The sequence below is a fragment of the Neochlamydia sp. S13 genome (genome assembly GCF_000648235.2).
Classification (GTDB): domain Bacteria; phylum Chlamydiota; class Chlamydiia; order Chlamydiales; family Parachlamydiaceae; genus Neochlamydia.
Map to the genome: position 1 here is coordinate 324,562 of NZ_AP017977.1, position 17,684 is coordinate 342,245.

Annotated in this window: 11 protein-coding genes; 7 read left to right on the forward strand and 4 right to left on the reverse strand. The window is 37.8% G+C overall.

Going from position 1 to position 17,684, the window contains the following annotated elements; all coding sequences use genetic code 11:
• Positions 1-486 precede the first annotated feature (486 nt).
• The 3 genes from TY21_RS01260 to lpxK all read left to right on the forward strand — a co-directional run bounded on the left by TY21_RS01260 (position 487) and on the right by lpxK (position 3,678).
• A complete protein-coding gene (locus TY21_RS01260) occupies positions 487-1,176 on the forward strand; it encodes a hypothetical protein (protein WP_042243768.1) in 690 nt (229 codons plus the stop codon).
• A 744-nt stretch (positions 1,177-1,920) separates the two neighbouring features.
• Positions 1,921-2,520, forward strand: a complete 600-nt coding sequence (locus TY21_RS01265; protein ID WP_042243771.1) for an SIS domain-containing protein — start codon at positions 1,921-1,923, stop codon at positions 2,518-2,520.
• A gap of 45 nt (positions 2,521-2,565) precedes the next feature.
• Positions 2,566-3,678 carry a tetraacyldisaccharide 4'-kinase gene (lpxK, locus tag TY21_RS01270; protein WP_042243774.1) on the forward strand — a complete coding sequence of 371 codons (1,113 nt, stop codon included), beginning with the start codon at positions 2,566-2,568 and terminating at the stop codon, positions 3,676-3,678.
• 652 nt (positions 3,679-4,330) lie between these two features.
• Here lpxK and lepB read toward each other — a convergent pair.
• Both lepB and TY21_RS01280 read right to left on the reverse strand, forming a co-directional pair.
• Positions 4,331-6,217, reverse strand: a complete 1,887-nt coding sequence (gene lepB, locus TY21_RS01275) for a signal peptidase I (protein ID WP_042243777.1) — start codon at positions 6,215-6,217, stop codon at positions 4,331-4,333.
• 378 nt (positions 6,218-6,595) lie between these two features.
• Positions 6,596-7,351: a hypothetical protein gene (locus TY21_RS01280; RefSeq protein ID WP_052354647.1), complete on the reverse strand. Its 756-nt coding sequence runs from the start codon at positions 7,349-7,351 to the stop codon at positions 6,596-6,598.
• 127 nt (positions 7,352-7,478) lie between these two features.
• Here TY21_RS01280 and TY21_RS01285 point away from each other — a divergent pair, with 127 nt between their 5' ends.
• The 4 genes from TY21_RS01285 (at position 7,479) to TY21_RS01300 (ending at position 14,472) form a co-directional block, all read left to right on the forward strand.
• Positions 7,479-8,987 (forward strand): nicotinate phosphoribosyltransferase, encoded by a 1,509-nt coding sequence (locus TY21_RS01285; RefSeq protein ID WP_130589465.1) that lies wholly within the window; start codon positions 7,479-7,481, stop codon positions 8,985-8,987.
• A gap of 3 nt (positions 8,988-8,990) precedes the next feature.
• Positions 8,991-9,632, forward strand: coding sequence for a bifunctional nicotinamidase/pyrazinamidase (gene pncA, locus TY21_RS01290; protein ID WP_042243780.1), 642 nt, complete (start codon positions 8,991-8,993; stop codon positions 9,630-9,632).
• Between the two features lie 168 nt (positions 9,633-9,800).
• Positions 9,801-12,188 (forward strand): hypothetical protein, encoded by a 2,388-nt coding sequence (locus TY21_RS01295; protein ID WP_042243783.1) that lies wholly within the window; start codon positions 9,801-9,803, stop codon positions 12,186-12,188.
• A gap of 769 nt (positions 12,189-12,957) precedes the next feature.
• The gene (locus TY21_RS01300) at positions 12,958-14,472 is read left to right on the forward strand and encodes a S10 family peptidase (protein ID WP_079980009.1); all 1,515 of its coding nucleotides are present in this window, start codon (positions 12,958-12,960) and stop codon (positions 14,470-14,472) included.
• A gap of 231 nt (positions 14,473-14,703) precedes the next feature.
• On the opposite strand, the gene TY21_RS01305 is transcribed toward TY21_RS01300, so the two are convergent.
• Both TY21_RS01305 and TY21_RS01310 read right to left on the reverse strand, forming a co-directional pair.
• The gene (locus tag TY21_RS01305; protein ID WP_042243786.1) at positions 14,704-15,006 is read right to left on the reverse strand and encodes a hypothetical protein; all 303 of its coding nucleotides are present in this window, start codon (positions 15,004-15,006) and stop codon (positions 14,704-14,706) included.
• An 866-nt stretch (positions 15,007-15,872) separates the two neighbouring features.
• A complete protein-coding gene (locus TY21_RS01310) occupies positions 15,873-17,078 on the reverse strand; it encodes an F-box protein (RefSeq protein ID WP_130589466.1) in 1,206 nt (401 codons plus the stop codon).
• Between the last annotated feature and the right edge of the window lie 606 nt (positions 17,079-17,684).

The following is a 17,684-nucleotide window of genomic DNA, read 5'->3' on the forward strand; positions in this document are numbered from 1 at the left end:
TTATAAATTTAAGCGAAGGTTATCATAAACTTAATTTTTGTGTATCTATTCTCAAAAAAATGGATGGATAGCTTCTTCTTTTTAGCAGGCTTTTAGTTTCGAATCGCCTTTTATAGTAAGCCACTTCCAAAACTTAATGAATTTATTGCCTTTTTTAGCATGAACAGTGACGCTTGACAAGCTCTAAATGTGATTTCATTCACAGTAACTTATAAAGACATTTCCTTTTACAACATATAATCTAGTGGTTTACAAGGAGATTGATGGAGAAAAAGCAATTTTAGAGGAAGGACGGGACGGGGAGAGCCTCTCTCATATTCTGGCGTTAGAATCCCTAATGAGTATAAATTACAGGTGCTAGCACTAATACATCCTTGGGAAAGTTTAATAATTATTTTGTTTGGGCTGGAAATTAAATTGCTGGTTTTTATTGTTTTTGATAGCTATAATTATAACTTATTCAATAAGGTTAACTAAGGTGATTAAATGTCGATTTTCTCAACACAACCGATATTTCAAACGTTACCAATGGCACAGCCAATGGTTCAAACGTTATCAAATACGCCCCTAGTATTTCAAACGTTTCCGAAAACAGAACTGATATCTCACAGCTTACCGAATGCAGAGCTAATATCCCGGCTGTTACCAAAGGCAGAGCCAATATCTCAATCCCTCTGGAAGGCAGAGCTAATATCTCAACCCCTCTTGAAGGCAGGGCCAATATCTCAACTGTTCTCCGAGATAAAACCAATGCCTCTAACATCAGAAATGGAGTGTCCGTTTGCTTGGAAATCGGAAAGCTACTCCTTAAACAAACTGATCCAGCTTTTTCCTTCGGGCGCTAAACTTACAATTAGCTTTACTACTACACGCTCCTCTAAAGTTTTAGGCTATGTCCCTGTCATTGGGACTGCTATGGGGATTTTTCGAATTTATAAAGGGATTCAAGAGTATCGTTTTTTTAATAGTATACACTTGCATTCACTAACCACCCGAAGCTTTAAATGGATGGCAAGAGGAGTTTTTGAAAGTATTCCTGTCCTTGGGGGTTTAATTTGTCTAATTATGGATATTATATCTACGATTTTGAGCAAAGAAAGTTCGGGGATCCTTTCAAACTTTGAAGAGGAAACGCCTTGTGGATATTGCCATCAATGTGGTTATTGCAATTGTTAAAGCTACTCGATGAGGATTTTATTCTAAATAGCGTTAATAAATGTGTAATCCTTACGACTAAGAAGCGTTATTGATATGTTTTTTAAGCTGCTTCTTATGTAACCCCCTACTTTATAAAGTCATTTTGTAAGTAGAGCGGCAGGTTTTAAAGGAGCGGGTATACAAATTTAAAGTTTTTTTTAAGCCAAAGATGACCTTATTTGCTGATATCCTGTTACGGTTCAATAGCGGTTAACTTGGCCGAATGATTTTCCTCTTCAATCCTGAGCCTTCAAATAAGGGCCTACTTAAGATCTTAAAAGGGCCAAAGGATACTTATCTTAAAAAAACATAACAGGGCTTGCTTGGAGGACCTAAAATCTTCTTTCGGTGGGCGTAAAATCTTTTCTTTATTCAATTTAGCTCGTCTAAAAACGGTTTGCGAAATTTTTTGCCACATTTCTTGTTCCCTAATTTGTCGATAGCATATATGCACGGCTAATAACCCTCTGGTACTTATTGATATAAAAATTTTAAAATGAAACCTAACCCTCTGATTTCAAAGGTTTTATGTAATATAGAAAACACCCTGTAGCAAAATCGCGGGGGAAACTTTTACTTATAAAAAAACTTTCTGCAGATTGTTTACCTCATAATATTAAAATTTTTATTTGCAGGAATTACAGCGTTGCTTTTTCCTTTCTTGATTTGAAATAGGCAAGCTTGCTAGCATTTAATGAATGTTATTAAAAATTGAGAATAATAATGTCTAATTCTAAGGTCCTTACGGCCATTCGGCAAAGCATTCAAGCCGTTGAAAAGCTTTTATTGCCCCATAATCAAGCTTTCCTGCAGCAGGCAGCTTCTTTGATTGCAGAGTGCTTTAGTCGGGGAAATAAATTGATTATTGCCGGCAATGGTGGTAGTTTATGTGATGCCGCACACTTTGCAGAGGAGCTTACAGGAGTTTTTCGGCAGACACGACCTGCTTTACCCGCTCTTGTTTTGTCAGAACCTGGTCATCTTACTTGCGTGGGGAATGATTTAGGCTATGAAAATATTTTTTCTCGAGGGATAGAGGCGCTGGGAAAGCCTGGCGATATCTTTGTTGGCTTGACCACTAGTGGAAATTCTTTGAATATTGTTAAAGCTTTTGAAGCTGCTCGTCTTTATCAAATGCAAATAATCGCATTCTTAGGAAAGACCGGTGGGCGGCTAAAAGGCATGGCAGATTTAGAAATAGTTATTGATGGATTTGAAACCTCTGATAGAATTCAAGAGGCACACATGGCTGCTATCCATATCATCATTGAACTGGTAGAAAATAGGCTTTTTTATTCTTCAGCATCCGCTTTAGGTAAATAAAAGTTTTGGCTCTTCATAACCCTGTAATCTATGACTTAAACTTGTATGTTAAAAAAGCTAGAACTTTATTTGGTTGATCTTATTCAAGGTAAAAAGCAAGGGGCTTTGGCTCATATAGCCAAAACTTTACTTAGATTTCTTAGCTGGATTTATCAACTGATTATAGCTGGCCGCAATTGGGCGTTTGATCAAGGTTGTTGTAAGCAGTATCATGCACCTGTGCCCGTGGTGATTAGCATTGGCAATATTGTGGTTGGAGGTACTGGCAAGACTCCTGTTACCTTGATGGTGGCACAAGCTTTTTCCAATGACTTTACTCTTGCTATTTTATCGCGTGGTTATCGTTCTAAAGCCGAGCATCTTCCTTTACCTGTGATTTTAAGCTATGGCAACGGACCTGTACATCCTGCAGCTTATTGTGGGGATGAACCTTACCTTTTAGCACAGAATTTACCAAAAGCTCATATCATTGTAGGTAAAAACCGCCAGCAATCTTCCAAGATGGCGGTTAGGGCAGGAGCCCAGCTAATTTTACTAGATGATGGGATGCAGCATCGTAAATTAGCTCGCGATTATGAGATTGTGGTTGTTAATGCTTTAGATCCCTTTGGCCAGGGGTACTTTCTACCACGTGGCTTTCTGCGGGAAGCTGTTTCTTCTCTTTCTCGTGCAGATTTGATTGTCCTTAATCATATACAAGATAAAGAGCAGTTTCAGTCAATAACAAAAGAGATTCGCAAGTTTTCAGAAGCTCCGCTGATAGCCACAAAAATGGAAGTAGCAGAGGTATTGGATTTACAAGGACAGCCCTTAGCGGAGTTAGTAGGAAAAAAAGTAGGAATCTTTTGCGCAATCGCTCATCCTGATTATTTTTATCAAACTGTGAAACAATTAGGGGCAGAGCCGGTGGATACCGAATTCATGTTAGATCATTTAACTTTTACTACGGAAAGTTTAATCCAATTTTGTGAAAGAGCTAAGGCAAAGGGAGCGGAGTGGATCTTATGCACGGAAAAAGATAGGGTAAAACTTGATGAATTAGCTCTATCTGGCCAGCCAATCGGTTGGTTAAAGATGAATTTGAAAATTGTTGAAGGAAAGATTCATTGGGAGGGTTTCATAGAAAAAACCAAACACTACATTAAGCGCAGGATATAAATTTGAATCTTTGGCTTTCCTAAACTCTAGCTTAGTGGAAGTCTATTAAATCCTAGGCTTTATTTAAAAAGTTCAAGAAATATCACGTGTTTTTAAGTTAGCTGGAGAGCTTGCTAAACTAAAACCAAGAGATATCTTTCGGCTGTTTAAAGAATATTGGTTTATTATCTTTTAAATTTTCTTTTGCGAGGTTAGCCAAAAAGCAGCTTCATTATGCCTAGGCAGTTAAAAGCTGCAAGACGCTCTTCTAACTATACGCTTTTAAGCTACTTCTTATGCAGTCCGTACTTTATAAAGCCCCTATCGTTAAGTAGAAAGACAGCTTCCAGAGGGTTGAATATGTAGGTTAAGTTTTTTTTTAAGCCTATTATTCCGTTTAAAATACCTTGATAGAATCTAAAAAAGAGAATTAATCTTTTAAAAGCTTCACTCTTTCTTTAAAATGAGTCTTTATTGAATAGATGTTTGCATAAAGTGCTGCTCAAAAGCGTCCGGTTAGTTACAAAAGCCCAATCCTTAACTTATACCTTACCAAAAAAGAAATTAACCTTTCCCCAAGCTGACTCTCTCCTTAAAAACAAGCTTTTTATTAAGTATATGATTGCATAAAGGGTTGCTCAAGAACGCATTATTAAAAAACAGCTTAGTTTTCTTATAATCTTTTAAAAAGAGGTCTCTTCAAGCGATAGGAGCGTAGCATATACCAAATGATACTAATTAGGCTAAGAACTGTCCACACGATCAAGCGAGGAATATTGAACCAAGGATAGGGCTTCTGAGGAGGCGTACCCCACCGAGGTCCTGGCGGCCATATAATCCAATCAGGGGCGCCTTGTAAATTAGCTTCTGGTACAAAGCCAAAAACACGGCTATCTGCGCTCATTGCATGATTGTCTCCTAAAGTTAGATAGTATCCTTCAGGAATTTTTAGGCCAAAAGTTTCAATAAAATCTTTATCTAAAGAGCCATCTTCTTTTAAAGGAGCTCCATGGTCCTTAAAAGCAATATAGGGTGCATTTTTTGGAGCTTTCTCTTCTCGCCTCTTCTCATTTTCGTTAAAGTCAAGAAGATAAGGATCTTCTGGCATAAAAATTGGCGCGCCTAAGGTGCATAATGCTCCGTCCCTAAAATAGGCATAACGTGCAGGATATAAAAATTGGTTAGCAGCTGTAGGTTCATAATGAGTGCTCATTTCCATGCCAAGATTGTATAGCAGCTGAACATGAGCAGGATTCCGACTATAAATAGGGTGGTTTCTAGGAAGTTCCCAAGCCAGACTTGCAAGGCCTATTTGATAGGCGATACCATTGTAGAATTCATAAGTGCCGTCGGGGATTGTCGGCATTAAAGGACTATCCTTGGCTAAGCTAGAAGAATTGTAGCTATAGCGTGAAGCACGTCCTTCCCGCACCACAAAACGAGCCGTATACATAGTGTTCATTAAGGTATCGATATGGTTTTGAGATAAAGGAATGAGTGTGGTAAAAGCACCTACCAGTGGCTTAATACCCAATCGACTTTGCTGGAAAAGCGTTTCTGGGTAATTAAGGCAAGGAGTATGCCGCATTTCTAAATAAAGAAGGCCTGGGCTAACTTCATCTTGATTAAACAACTTTTGATCTGCTAGCTGCTGTTGATTTAGAAGACGAGAAAGCGCAAAATTGCGAAACCCCCAAAAATCACTGTAGGTTTTGATCTCCTGATGAGGTATGACAGAAGCCAGGGGCTCATCTTTAATCCATTCCTTGCCATTGTATATTTCACCCATTACCTGATTGGAAGGGATGATAGTCATACGGCCAATGGATTGGTGCATTTGATTAAAAACGAATTGATTTTTTCTCGGACGCGTTACTAGACCTTCTAGGTAAAAAAAAGGAATATAACTTAAATCTTTTATCCAAGGGCTATTACGTAGCTCGGCCTGATCTTCTTTATTCTTATCCATTCCGTAAATCTTACCGCCATAAAAATAAACCGTATCTCCAGGCTTAGCCATACAGCGTTTAATATAGCGTTTTTTATAAGGAAAAAGCCATAAGTAGTGAGAGTCAGTATCCGGCAAATCAATATTATCCCCTGAAAAAATTACAATCCCGGTTCTTTGTACAAGAGAAGGATCAAAATAGAGGTGACCTGTCGTAAAAGGGGTGTTAATACCAAAACTTGTTTTGCTAACTAACACGTTATCTTGTTCTCGGAAAGTAGGTCTCATCGAACCTGTGGGTATTTCATAGGCTTCAAATACTAGCTGACGTAAAAGGGTTGCCATAAATAGGGCGATGATGATAACTACGCCAAATTCTCGGAGGTATTCAAATAAGGATTTTTTTAAAGTTACTTGGTTATACGTTTCTAGGATACGTGCTAATTTACTAGCTTCTTCTTTATTTTTTTGAAGAATGGCTTGATCCAAATTCTCTAAAAGGTTTTCTAGAGTAGCTTTTTGCTCTAAAGCTAAGGCCTTATATTTTCTTTTATAGCGTTTACAGCCGGCCACAAGAATGGAGCGGGATTTGCTAAGAGTATAAATTTTCATGGAATCCCTAATTTTTTAAAGATTAGCATCGTAAATAAAACGCTTACCAAAAGCAAATATAAAAATAAGAACACTTCTAAATTTTGCAAACAGCTAGTAAGCCTCCTTTTTTTGTGCGCTTTTTGTACGCTTTATGCCCTAAAAATGGAGAGCTAGGAGGACTAATTCTGTGGAAATTTTGTTTAGAAGGTGTGTGTAAAAAGTTTCTTATAACGAAAAATGAAACAAAATTTTGGAAAAAATATCAGGCTAAAAAATACAAGAAAAGATAAGTAAACGCTTAACTATAAACAAAATAAGAAGAAATCTTAGTGGATTGTTAGCGAGAAAAAAAATTTAAAAATAAAAAGTGGAAAATGCTAAGTTTTTGTTGATAACTTAGCCAGCTTTCCTTAGAGGGCTCTCTTTAGCAGGAGCTCCTCTACCGCGCGCTCCTTTGCCGCTATCAATCATGTGAATTTTGGCTTTCCCAACAATTCCGCTGACTTGCAACCAATAAGGAAAATAAGAAGGATAAAGACCCGCCGTTTGGGGTAAATAGATTTCAATGATTTTGCCCGATAGTTCACTCCCATCTTTCGGCCAAAAAGTGCGCCATGCTTCAAAACTTATCCCTGGGATTACCTTTCCTTCGAAAATTAATTTAGGTTGCCAGTAGGGTCTTCTGTCGCTAGCTTGTGAAGGAGGAGGGGGGCCTACTTTCCTTCGTTCTTTGATAGGAATGTTATAGAATTTTAAATTTAATAAAGTGGATAAGAAATTTTCTCCCTCTGGGATTGTATACCATCCATTTTTTGTATAAGAAAAATAATCACCTAGATGCCCCGAAGCAGTATCGATTACATACCGCACCCAAGAGGTATGCCCAGGAGCATTCTGTTCAACCCACTTTTTCCACGAAAATCCCTCTAATTGAATACTTTGGCTAGGAACTGTAATTTCTTCTAAAGAGATTTCAGGGGAGGCAAAAGTGTCGATAAGCAAAAAAGTATAAGTTTTATTTTGTAAAGTAACAATATAATCCCCTGGGGTTGCTTTTCTCAATTTATCTTTTAAATAAAGCTCTTGCCCATTTAACTGAAAAAAATGGCAGCAAAAGAAGGCGATTAAAAAAATGTAAAAATTTTTATGCATACGCTTCCTAATTGATCAACCTATCCTAGAATATCTTATCTTTCTTTAATTTTTAACGGTAGAATAAAACATCTTAAAATTTGTATGCTAAAGCTGTTTATTTGAAAGCCCGTTAAATGGAGGAAAAATAGGTTTGCAATTGTATAATCAATCTGTTGGCTTATTCACAGATCTATATCAGCTATCTATGTCTTATGGATATTGGAAAGCGGGTTTGGAGCATAAAGAAGCCGTATTTCAACTGTTTTTTCGCCGTGCTCCTTTCCAGGGGGGATTTACTATTACAGCAGGGCTTGAAGCCGCCATTAATTTTATAGAAAATTTTCACTTTGATTCTAGCGATCTAAGCTATTTAGCAAGCTTAGAAAACCCTGAGGGAACGCCTGCTTTTCCAAATGACTTTCTAGAGTATTTATCTAATATGAAGTTTTCTTGTCATTTAGATGCAATACCAGAAGGGACTATTGTTTTTCCCTATGAGCCTTTATTGCGCATTCAAGGCCCTTTAATTCAATGCCAAATCTTAGAAAGTCCCTTACTAAATTTAATTAATTTTCCTACTTTAATAGCAACTAAGGCCGCTCGAGTGCGTGTTGCTGCGCAAAGTGACCAAGTGTTAGAATTTGGCTTAAGGCGAGCTCAAGGCTTTGATGGCAGCCTTACAGCTAGCCGAGCAGCTTATATAGGGGGATGTAATGCAACTTCCAATGTTTTAGCAGGAAAATTATTTGGCATACCGGTTAAAGGCACTCATTCTCATAGCTGGGTAATGGTATTTGATGATGAATTAGAATCTTTTAAGACTCTTGCCCAAACTATGCCCGCTAATAGCCTTTTTCTTGTAGATACTTATGATAGCGTTGAAGGAGTAAAAAAAGCTATACAAGTAGGTCAGTGGCTAAAGAGCCAAGGTAAAATCTTTCATGGCATACGCCTGGATTCAGGCGATTTAGCTTATTTAAGTCATACAAGCCGAAAAATGCTAGATGAAGCCGGGTTCCCTCAGGCAGTCATTGTAGCAAGTAATGAATTAGATGAAACCCAGATTAGTGAGCTTAAATATCAAAAAGCTCCCATAGGGGTATGGGGAGTAGGCACCAAATTAGTTACTTCTCACGATTGCCCGGCGCTAGATGGTGTTTATAAGCTGTCGGCTTTGCGCGATCCTGAGGGGCCTTGGAAATATAAATTAAAATTATCCGAACAGATGATAAAAATTTCTAATCCTGGGATTTTGCAAGTGCGCCGTTTTCGCAATACAAGTTCTTCTCCTATTGCTGATATGATTTATGATATAAATATGCCTGTGAGCCCTGAACCTTGCCTTATTAACCTTAATGATTCGACCGAACAAATTGTTCTAAAAAAGGAATTGCAAAGTGAAGAGCTGTTAGTCCCTATTTTCCGCCAAGGAAAATGTGTATATCCATTGCCTAATCTAGAGAAAATTCGTGAAAGAACTCTTAAAGAACTCGAAAAGTTTCCTAAAAATTCTAAGCTTTTAAAACACCCTTGTCCTTACCTGGTAGGCATGGAGAAATCTCTACATGCTTACAAAAGCCAAGTAGTTAATCACATACGCCCCCAAATTTGCCCAAGCTCTTTCTTTACTAAAAAGGGTATGAAGGAAGAATAATTTATGACCGCTTTGCTGATTATCGATGTTCAGAACGATTTTTTTCCTCCAGGAGCTTTAGCCATTAAAGATGCTGAAAAGATTCTCCCTAATCTTAATAAAATTATACGCCATCCTTTTGAGGTGATTGTAGCTACAAAAGATTGGCATCCTCTCGGTCATGTGAGCTTTGCCTCTTCCCATGGAAAAGAGGTAGGAGAGGTGATCCATTTAGGTGGCTTAGAGCAAGTTTTATGGCCTATACATTGTGTGCAAGATTCAGTAGGAGCGCAATTTTCTGCAGGCTGGGATTCTCATAGAGTGCAAAAAGTGATTTATAAGGGCACGGATAAAAGAATGGATAGCTATAGTGCTTTTTTTGATAATGGAAGAAGCAAAGCTACAGAATTACATAACTTTTTACAAAGTAAGGGAATTAAAAAGATCTTTTTAGGAGGGTTGGCTACCGAGTATTGTGTGAAATACTCTGCTCTTGATGCTTTAAACTTAAATTATCAGGTGTATGTAATTATTGATGCCTGTAAACCTGTTAACTCATTGCCGGCAGCTGAAGAAAAACACTTAAATGAAATTCTGCAAGCGGGCGGCTCTCTTATTGAGGCAAAAGAGGTTATTAAAAGTTTAACCTTGAGCTATCAGAAATAAGTAATAAAACATTAATTAAAGACTGCAAGCATCCGTGATTAAAGCGGAAAAGGATAATTACTAATATTTTATAAAGCACTCTATCTATCGATTGATTTTTTTCTAATAATTAAATATATTAAATCTTATTATTAAAAGTTTCTAGCTAAATTTATAGGTTGAGGGAGTATGACTATAGAAAATATGACAGGTTCTACATTTAGCAGTTGGTTTCATTCCCATCCTCTCGATAGCCTTATGAATAAAATCTCTAAATGGGAGAAGAAGGGGGCAGCTGGAAGAGCGCGCGTTGCTAATTTGGGGGTGCTTGCGCTGGATCTCCAAGGAGTTTTTTGTAATACTTTACGGTTCCCTCTGATAGCTCTCATCTTACCTGCTTCTTCTATGGTATCCACCGGAGCCTCTCTTGCGCGGAGAGTAATATCTTTAACAAGGGTAGATCGCCCAGCTGCTACATTTCGACGCAAATGTATGCAAGTTTTACCTATTGTTGTGTCTCATTGTCCCACTGCTAGAGACCTAGGAAAAAGCATTCTAAAGATAGTTAATTATAGCCTGGGCTTTTTTTCTTCTTTGATTGTAGGTTTTATTTCGGTTAAGGCCAATCTATGGATTCATCATCAGTTAGGCTTGATTTGTAATCCAGAGCTTGCAAAGCAAAAGCGCAAAAGTAAAGCTATCATGCATCTAAAAAAGATAGAATGTACAAAGCCTTATAGAAAAAGAATTAGGAAAAGGATTGATGAGCATACGGAAGAGAAGCTAAGAGAGCATTTATTAGCTCCTTCATCCGCTATAAAAGAGGGGCTACTAGGTAAAAGTCGGCTATGCTTAGCTATCGAGGAAGCTACAAAAAAGAAACGTGAAGAAGCTAAAATTAATTACGAAAAGCAACGGGGTCGAGCGTTAGGTTCAGCTGAATGGGATTTAATTAAAGCTAAATATTGGAAGAACTTAACCGATCCGTTCGTATTTAAAAAGGAATTAGAGCCAGATTTTCACCCATTTTTAACTTACTACTTTAATTGGAGAAGTGAGGGGATAGTAAAAAATCAACCTTTCGCTTTTAAGTCCCTTAGCCTTTATCACGCTTATATGGCTTGCTATTATCGCTGGAATCTTACTCCTGAAGAAGTTAGTCAAACTATAAGCTCAATTATTTTACCTCGAGAGAAGAAAAAGGCTAGGATAGAAGCTACCCGAGACACTTACTATGCTTTATATTTTCATACCGTCTTGAAAGAGCAGAAGTGTATCGATTATGATCGAAGAATTGAGAAAGCTTTACAAGCAAAAGCAAAAGAACAACGAAAAATTTTATCTGCAGGCGAAATTGAGGCAATAGATCAAGAAATAAAAGCATTTATTAAAGCACAAGAGACGCTTCTAGAGGCGGCCCGTGTTAATCAGAATTTATCCATGGCTAAGATTCACTACATTATCGAGAATCAAGCTTACGAGTTTAATGAGGCTGCGCGCAAAGAATTGGAAGATTTTGCTTTGCAGGCAAGCCATCATCTTAAGCAAAGAATGACTGCTGCAACTGCAGAAGTAGTAAAGCGTCTGAGAAGGGCGAAAGACCGAAAAGATTTTTCTTCCATTGAGCATTTTTCTAAATTAAAAGATATAGTTACAAGGCAATTAAACCGTCTATTCACCAGCTCTTCTTTTAAAAACACAGCGTATGACCTAAAGAACGATAAAACAATCGACCAGGCGATTATGGAGTCAGCAAAAAATGCTGTAGAGTGCCAGGTTGAAAGTAGATTAGCTCAAAGTAATGCCCAGTCACTATCTAGTCAAGATAGAGAGATATTAAAAAAACATTATGAGAAAATTGAAGTTCCTAGACTTTATGAGCAGCTATGGTTAAGGAAGTATAATAAAAATTTTTCCCTCTTAGAAAATAGACGCGGACAAGCTTTTCATAAAATTATGAAAAGGATGCATGAAAGGTCAGATGGTAAAAGGGTACTATTTAAACAGTGGATAAAAAGAGTAGACTTGCCTGAAGGTCATGAAAGCAATTTGCCTATAGATAACAAAGCCATTCGACCTGATAAAAACTATGCAGATGTTACTATTATTATACCTGAGAACGAAGATATAAATTCTGCTCAGATAATTTTCAAGGGCCATGAGCGTATGAGGAATGCTAATGCTGAGTATATGGATGGACGTCTTTCAACCACAGAGTTTACATTTAAAGAGCTAGAAAAACTAGTAAGACAAAGTAAAAAAGTCTTTAAAAAGGTAGCTGCTAGATACAGGTTTAATAAGACACGCATTAGAGAGACATACCTTGGAGTGAATGGGATTAATTATCAAGAAGAGCACTATCAAGCTATGCATCTTAAGCAGCAATTTGAGGAGCATAAGCTTTGGGAGGTTTTTGGTACTTTAAGTGAAAAAGAGGCTAAAAGAAAAAGAAAAGTTGTGACGTTGAAAGCACACTTGGTAAAAGCCAAGCTAAGAGCTAATAAGTATAAAGAAAAGTATCGCGATGTTGTTAGCCAAAATGATAGGCATCAAATTCAAATTAATTTGAAAGAGTAGAGGCTTATCACTTATTTAATAGAAAAGAGGGCTAAAAAAGAAAAAACAGTCAGAAATTTTAAGCGGTTACAGGTAAGCCTAGCTTTAGATGTGATTATGTGGGCCTCTGCAAAGCCAAAAATGCTTGTAAATAGCTGTTTTCTCTATTTACTGCACTTTCTGCTTTACATTATCTTTTGTGGATTAAGAGTTTAAGCAGCTCTGACGTCTATGATCGCTTATCAAAAATTACTAAAGTAAATAATGGCGTTTAGACAAGCTCTCTTTGCCCAATCTAAAAAAATTATCTCTTAAAAGCTGATTTTTTTATCAAAATATGAATTTTATTGAGCATATATTTGTATAAAGAGCGGCTCAAAAGCATATAAATTAGCTTGCAAGTCTTGCAGAAGAGGTAAAAAAAAAGCTGTTAGCTCTAAGGCAAGGCTGCCCTATTGCCAGGGATTAGACTGTTCTACTCATTTGCAGAAAAGTAATTTGGAAAGATGAAAAATATAATATATTTATGGTCCTTAGAGAATAGATAGCCCATGCGATTGCGATGCCTAGAAGAAAAGAATGATTTACTTTATTCTAGTTAAGCTCCTTTATTCTCAAAGAAAATCTATTCCTAGAAGCCTACAGCTTTCTTGTGAAATATAAGGCCTCCTGTTAAGCCTTTATTTTTAGCTTTATCTTTCAATTGTTCATTCCTTTCTTATTTTTATTAGAACTTGCCCTTCATTTTTCTCCATGCTATAAAATGCTTAATAAAAACGGAAAGGCGAGTATGTATAAAATTTTTTTATGGGCAGTGATTGGAATAATATCTGGCACAGCTCATCTTCATCTTTTTGCAGAAGAAAAGGCAGATAAAAAAGAGGAAGGATCCATAACCTTTTGCCTTAAAGAAATAATTTCTGAGACTAAGCATCAAATAATAATTAATAATATAGAAATACCTTATAAAGCAATTGCTGGTAATATCCTGCTTAGAAATGATCAATCGAAGCCAAAAGCTAGTATTTCTTATATTGCTTATTTTAAAGAAGAGGTTTTAGAACCAGCTGCACGCCCTCTTATTTTTTGTTTTAATGGAGGCCCAGGGTCTTCGTCTATATGGTTACATGTAGGTGTTTTTGGACCTCGCCGTGTCCTTCTAAGCGATGAAGGAGAGGGGCTTTTTCCTTATCAAGTGATTGATAATCCTCATTCTCTCTTAGATTTAGCTGATCTGGTATTTATTGATCCAATCTCTACAGGCTATAGCCGTGTGGCCTCGGGAGAAGATGCTAAACAATTTCATGGGGTGGACGAAGATATTGAGTCACTGGGTGAGTTCGTCCGTCAATTTATTACGCAGTATGAAAGATGGAATTCTCCCAAGCTGTTAGCAGGCGAAAGCTATGGAACGACGCGTGCAGCAGGATTAGCAGGTTATTTGCATGATGAGCTAAATATTTATCTAAATGGGATGATTCTTATCTCCTCTGTATTAAACTTTCAAACGCTCAATGATTATAATGAAGGTAATGATCTTCCTTACCCTCTTTATTTACCTACTTATACAGCTACCGCCTGGTACCATAAAAAGCTAGGGGAAAATTTACAAGGAGACTTAGATAAAACATTGGAAATCGTTAAAGACTTTGCTTTAACAGATTATACATCTGCTTTAATGAAAGGAGATAGTTTAAGTGCCCATGAATATGCTAAGATTGTAGCCCAATTGGCTGATTATACAGGATTGTCACCTGAATTTATCAAAAAGGCTAATTTGCGGATTAGCCCGCAACGTTTTTCCAAAGAATTATTAAGGGCTCAAGATTTGATTGTAGGGCGTTTTGATTCTCGCTTTAAAGGGGAAGCATTAAATCCATGTAACGATTATCCTAGCTACGATCCGAGCTTTGATGCAATTGCAGGAACTTTTACAGCTGCCTTCAATCAGTACATTAGAAAAGAGCTCAAAATTAAAAATGATCAAGAATATAAGATTTTAGCAAATCTTCACTCAACTTGGAATTATAGTAAATATACCAATCAATTTTTAAATATGTCAACGGCGTTGCGTAACGTAATGACTCAAAATAAGGCTTTAAAAGTATTCGTAGGAAGCGGCTACTACGACTTAGCTACCCCCTTTTTTGCTACTGACTATACTTTTAATCATCTACGGCTTGCCTCGGACTTACAGGGCCGGGCCAATATACATTATTACCCGGCAGGGCATATGATGTATGTTCAAAAATCTTCTTTGATTAAAATGAAGGAGGATATAAGCCGATGGATGAAAAAACTCTAACGTTACCACAAAAACTAGGGGAAGCAGCATTATCTCATTGCCTCATCTTACATAAGTATTTCATTTAACTCATAAGAGGAAGGAGCTTTTTTATTCCGGGGGAGGGGAGCTTTTTCTGTGCTAGTTTAAGAGCTTTATTGCAGAGATTACCCTCGTAAGAGTTTTTATATCTTACTTTTACTCTAAGATAAAGCAGCTTTCTCAACTACAAGTGTCTAGTTTAGAAAACAGCTAGCTTGCTTCCGTTCCTGCAGAGATAAGACAATTTCCTGAAAGGTTAAATCTTTTTTTAGAAGAAAATCTTCTGCGTTGGTTGTATCTTAAGGAAAGTCTATTAAGCTGAAAAATTTGCCCTTTCTCTGGGGGAATATTGGTAAGATGTTTATTATCTGAGTTAAGGCATTGCAGCTTCGATAGCTGTCCAATCTCTGTAGGAACGGAGGTGAGCTGATTGTTCTGCAAGAAGAGCAATTGCAGTTGCGATAGCTGGCTTATTTCTATAGAAAGAATGGTAAGCGTGTGCCATGAGCACATTATAGATGTGCGTAACTATATGAAAGATGGGGGAAAATGGCTCCTCGAAGTCACTTTGCAGGAAGAGATTTCAAACCACATTAAGCTGCTTTGGTCAAAAGCTAAGGTAGTGAGCGTTAAGGAAAAGGTATGATAAACATATCAGGTGAGGGCTAAGGAGACGAACGAAAGTGAACTATTGACCCAAGTGTCGAAAGCTTTCTCAATGACGTCAAAACTGGGGGCTGCGTACTCTTCCAAGATAAATTTAGGGGAAACCTGTTTACTGCCTAAATGGCGTCCGGCATAAAGATAGCGTGAACTTAGTCTAGGCTTTTATATGGAACGTGGGAACCTCATAGAGGATGTTAAGAGAAAACCATATAGTGAAGAACACAAAGTGGGAAATATCGAAGCATGCATGAGGGGCAGATCAACTCGTAGTAGTGAGGAAGTCTTTGTAATGAAGAGGGAGCGAAGGGGTTGAATTGTTCAATCCAACTCAATAAGTCAAGTAGAAATACGAGGAACTTATGGGGATGGAGAAAAGGCTGGAAAGCTTGAAGAACAATAGGAGCCGTATGAAGCGAGAGTTTCACGTACGTGTCTGTGGGAGCCTAAGGGGGGAAGTCCCCTTGGGCGACCCGATTAGCTGCTATTTAAATGAAGGTGTTTAACCTGAGATAGCTAATCTATTTCTATAGGAAGGATGGTTAGCAGGTTGCCACTTAAGTGGAGCTTTTGCAGCTTGGATAGCTAACCTATTCCTACAGGAAGGCTGGTGAGCTGGTTTTGATTTAAGTGCGGATTACTTGTTTAAAGATAAGATGGCTAAAAGTTTTTTTATTTCATTTTAGCCCACCCCAATTTAAAAAGTACTTACTATTCTACAATTGAAAACGCTGCCTTATTTTTTCTGCAATATCATTCAAAGGATTTTCCTCTAATTCAAGCTTGTACATCCGCCATAACTGCCCAATTTCTATGGGCAGAGCAGTGAGCTGGTTTCGATTTAAGGAAAGCGTTTGCAGTTGAGATAACTGGCATATTTCTGCAGGAAGGTAGGTGAGCTGGTTTTGATCTAAGTAAAGCTCTTGCAGCTGAGACAGCCGCCCGATTTCTGCAGGAAGGCTGGTGAGCTGGTTTTGATCTAATTGAAGCCATTCTAGCTGAGACAGCTGCCCGATTTCTGCAGGCAGAGCGGTGAGCTGGTTCTGATTTAAGTCAAGCGTTTGCAGCTGAGACAATTGACCTATTCCTGCAGGCAGGCTAGTGAGCTGGTTTTGATCTAAGTAAAGCCCTTGCAGTTTAGACAATTGCCTGATTTCTACAGGCAGGCTGGTGAGCTGGTTTTGATTTAAGTAAAGCTCTTGCAGCTGAGACAGCTGTCCAATTTCTGCAGGCAGAGCGGTGAGTTGGTTTTCTCCTAAGTCAAGCGTTTGCAGCTGAGATAACTGGCCTATTTCTGCCGGAAGGCTGGTGAGCTCGTTTTCTCTTAAGTCAAGCGTTTGCAGCTGAGATAACTGGCCTATTTCTGGGGGTAAATAAGTCAAGCCTACTTTATATAAATCTAAAGCCGTGATGTTTCCACAATTTTCTGCAATCCAATCTCTAAGAAGCTGTCCTTTTTTTTCTAGAGGCAAGTGCTTAATTTCTTCTCGGCTCAAGTATTCTTCCCCACCAGGAAGTTTTTTCCAAAGTAAAAGGCGATTAATATTTAAGAGATAAGAAGAGTAATTAGCCAACGTTAAGCCTCTTTTTTCTTCTGTTTTCCATTTAAATTCCAAAGGAGAAATAGATTTAGCTAGGGTAAAAACTTGTTTAAAAACTTGATAAACTTTTTCGGTAGAGGTAAGTCCAGGATTGAGTTGATAAACTTTAGCTAACATAAGAGTTCGCTGGGTAGTGGTATTCTTCCTGGGAAAATGAAGCTGTGCTATTTTTTTATAAAGAGAAGGCATCGCTTCAGAAGCTAGCAGATGATGCCATCTTTTACAGACGCTAAATAAGGAAGGAACTACGCAAGCCTCTAAGATAGGGAGTAGCAATTCATTGGGCAAGCTTTCAATAGGTGCCGAAGAGATAGGATGCATTTTATTTCCTTTGGTAGGGATAACTTTTCAACATTTCCATTTTTAAAAACAATATAAAAATTAAAAAAGCAAGTCAAACGAATTCGAATCCTTATCAAGGGTAAAAAACCTCAAAGATGATCTACCAGCGCTTTTTTTTTCAGATAGATTCAAGGAAAGATTGGAGACCTTCCAAGCATTCAGGAGCAGCCACAGGTTTTGGCGATTAAGTGACGCGGCAATTTTAGTTTGGCTACAAGAATGAGATTGATTCTTTGCCATATTTGAGAAAAACGGCTCTTTTTGGCGCAATGTTTTAATTCTTCTATTGAATGATGGAATACAATACGCCTAGCTTTTGTGTGCCACGAGCACATTATAGATGTGCGTAACTATACGAAAGATGAGGAAAATGGCTCCTCGAAGTCGCTTTGCAGGAAGAGATTTCAAACCACCTTAAGCTGCTTTGGTCAAAAGCCAAGGTAGTGAGCGTTAAGGAAAAGGTGTGATAAACATATCAGGTGAGGGCTAAGGAGACGAACGAAAGTGAACTATCGGTCCAAGTGTCGAAAGCGTAAAGATGATGTCAAAACTGGGGGTTAAAAGCTCTTCCAGGATAAATTTAGG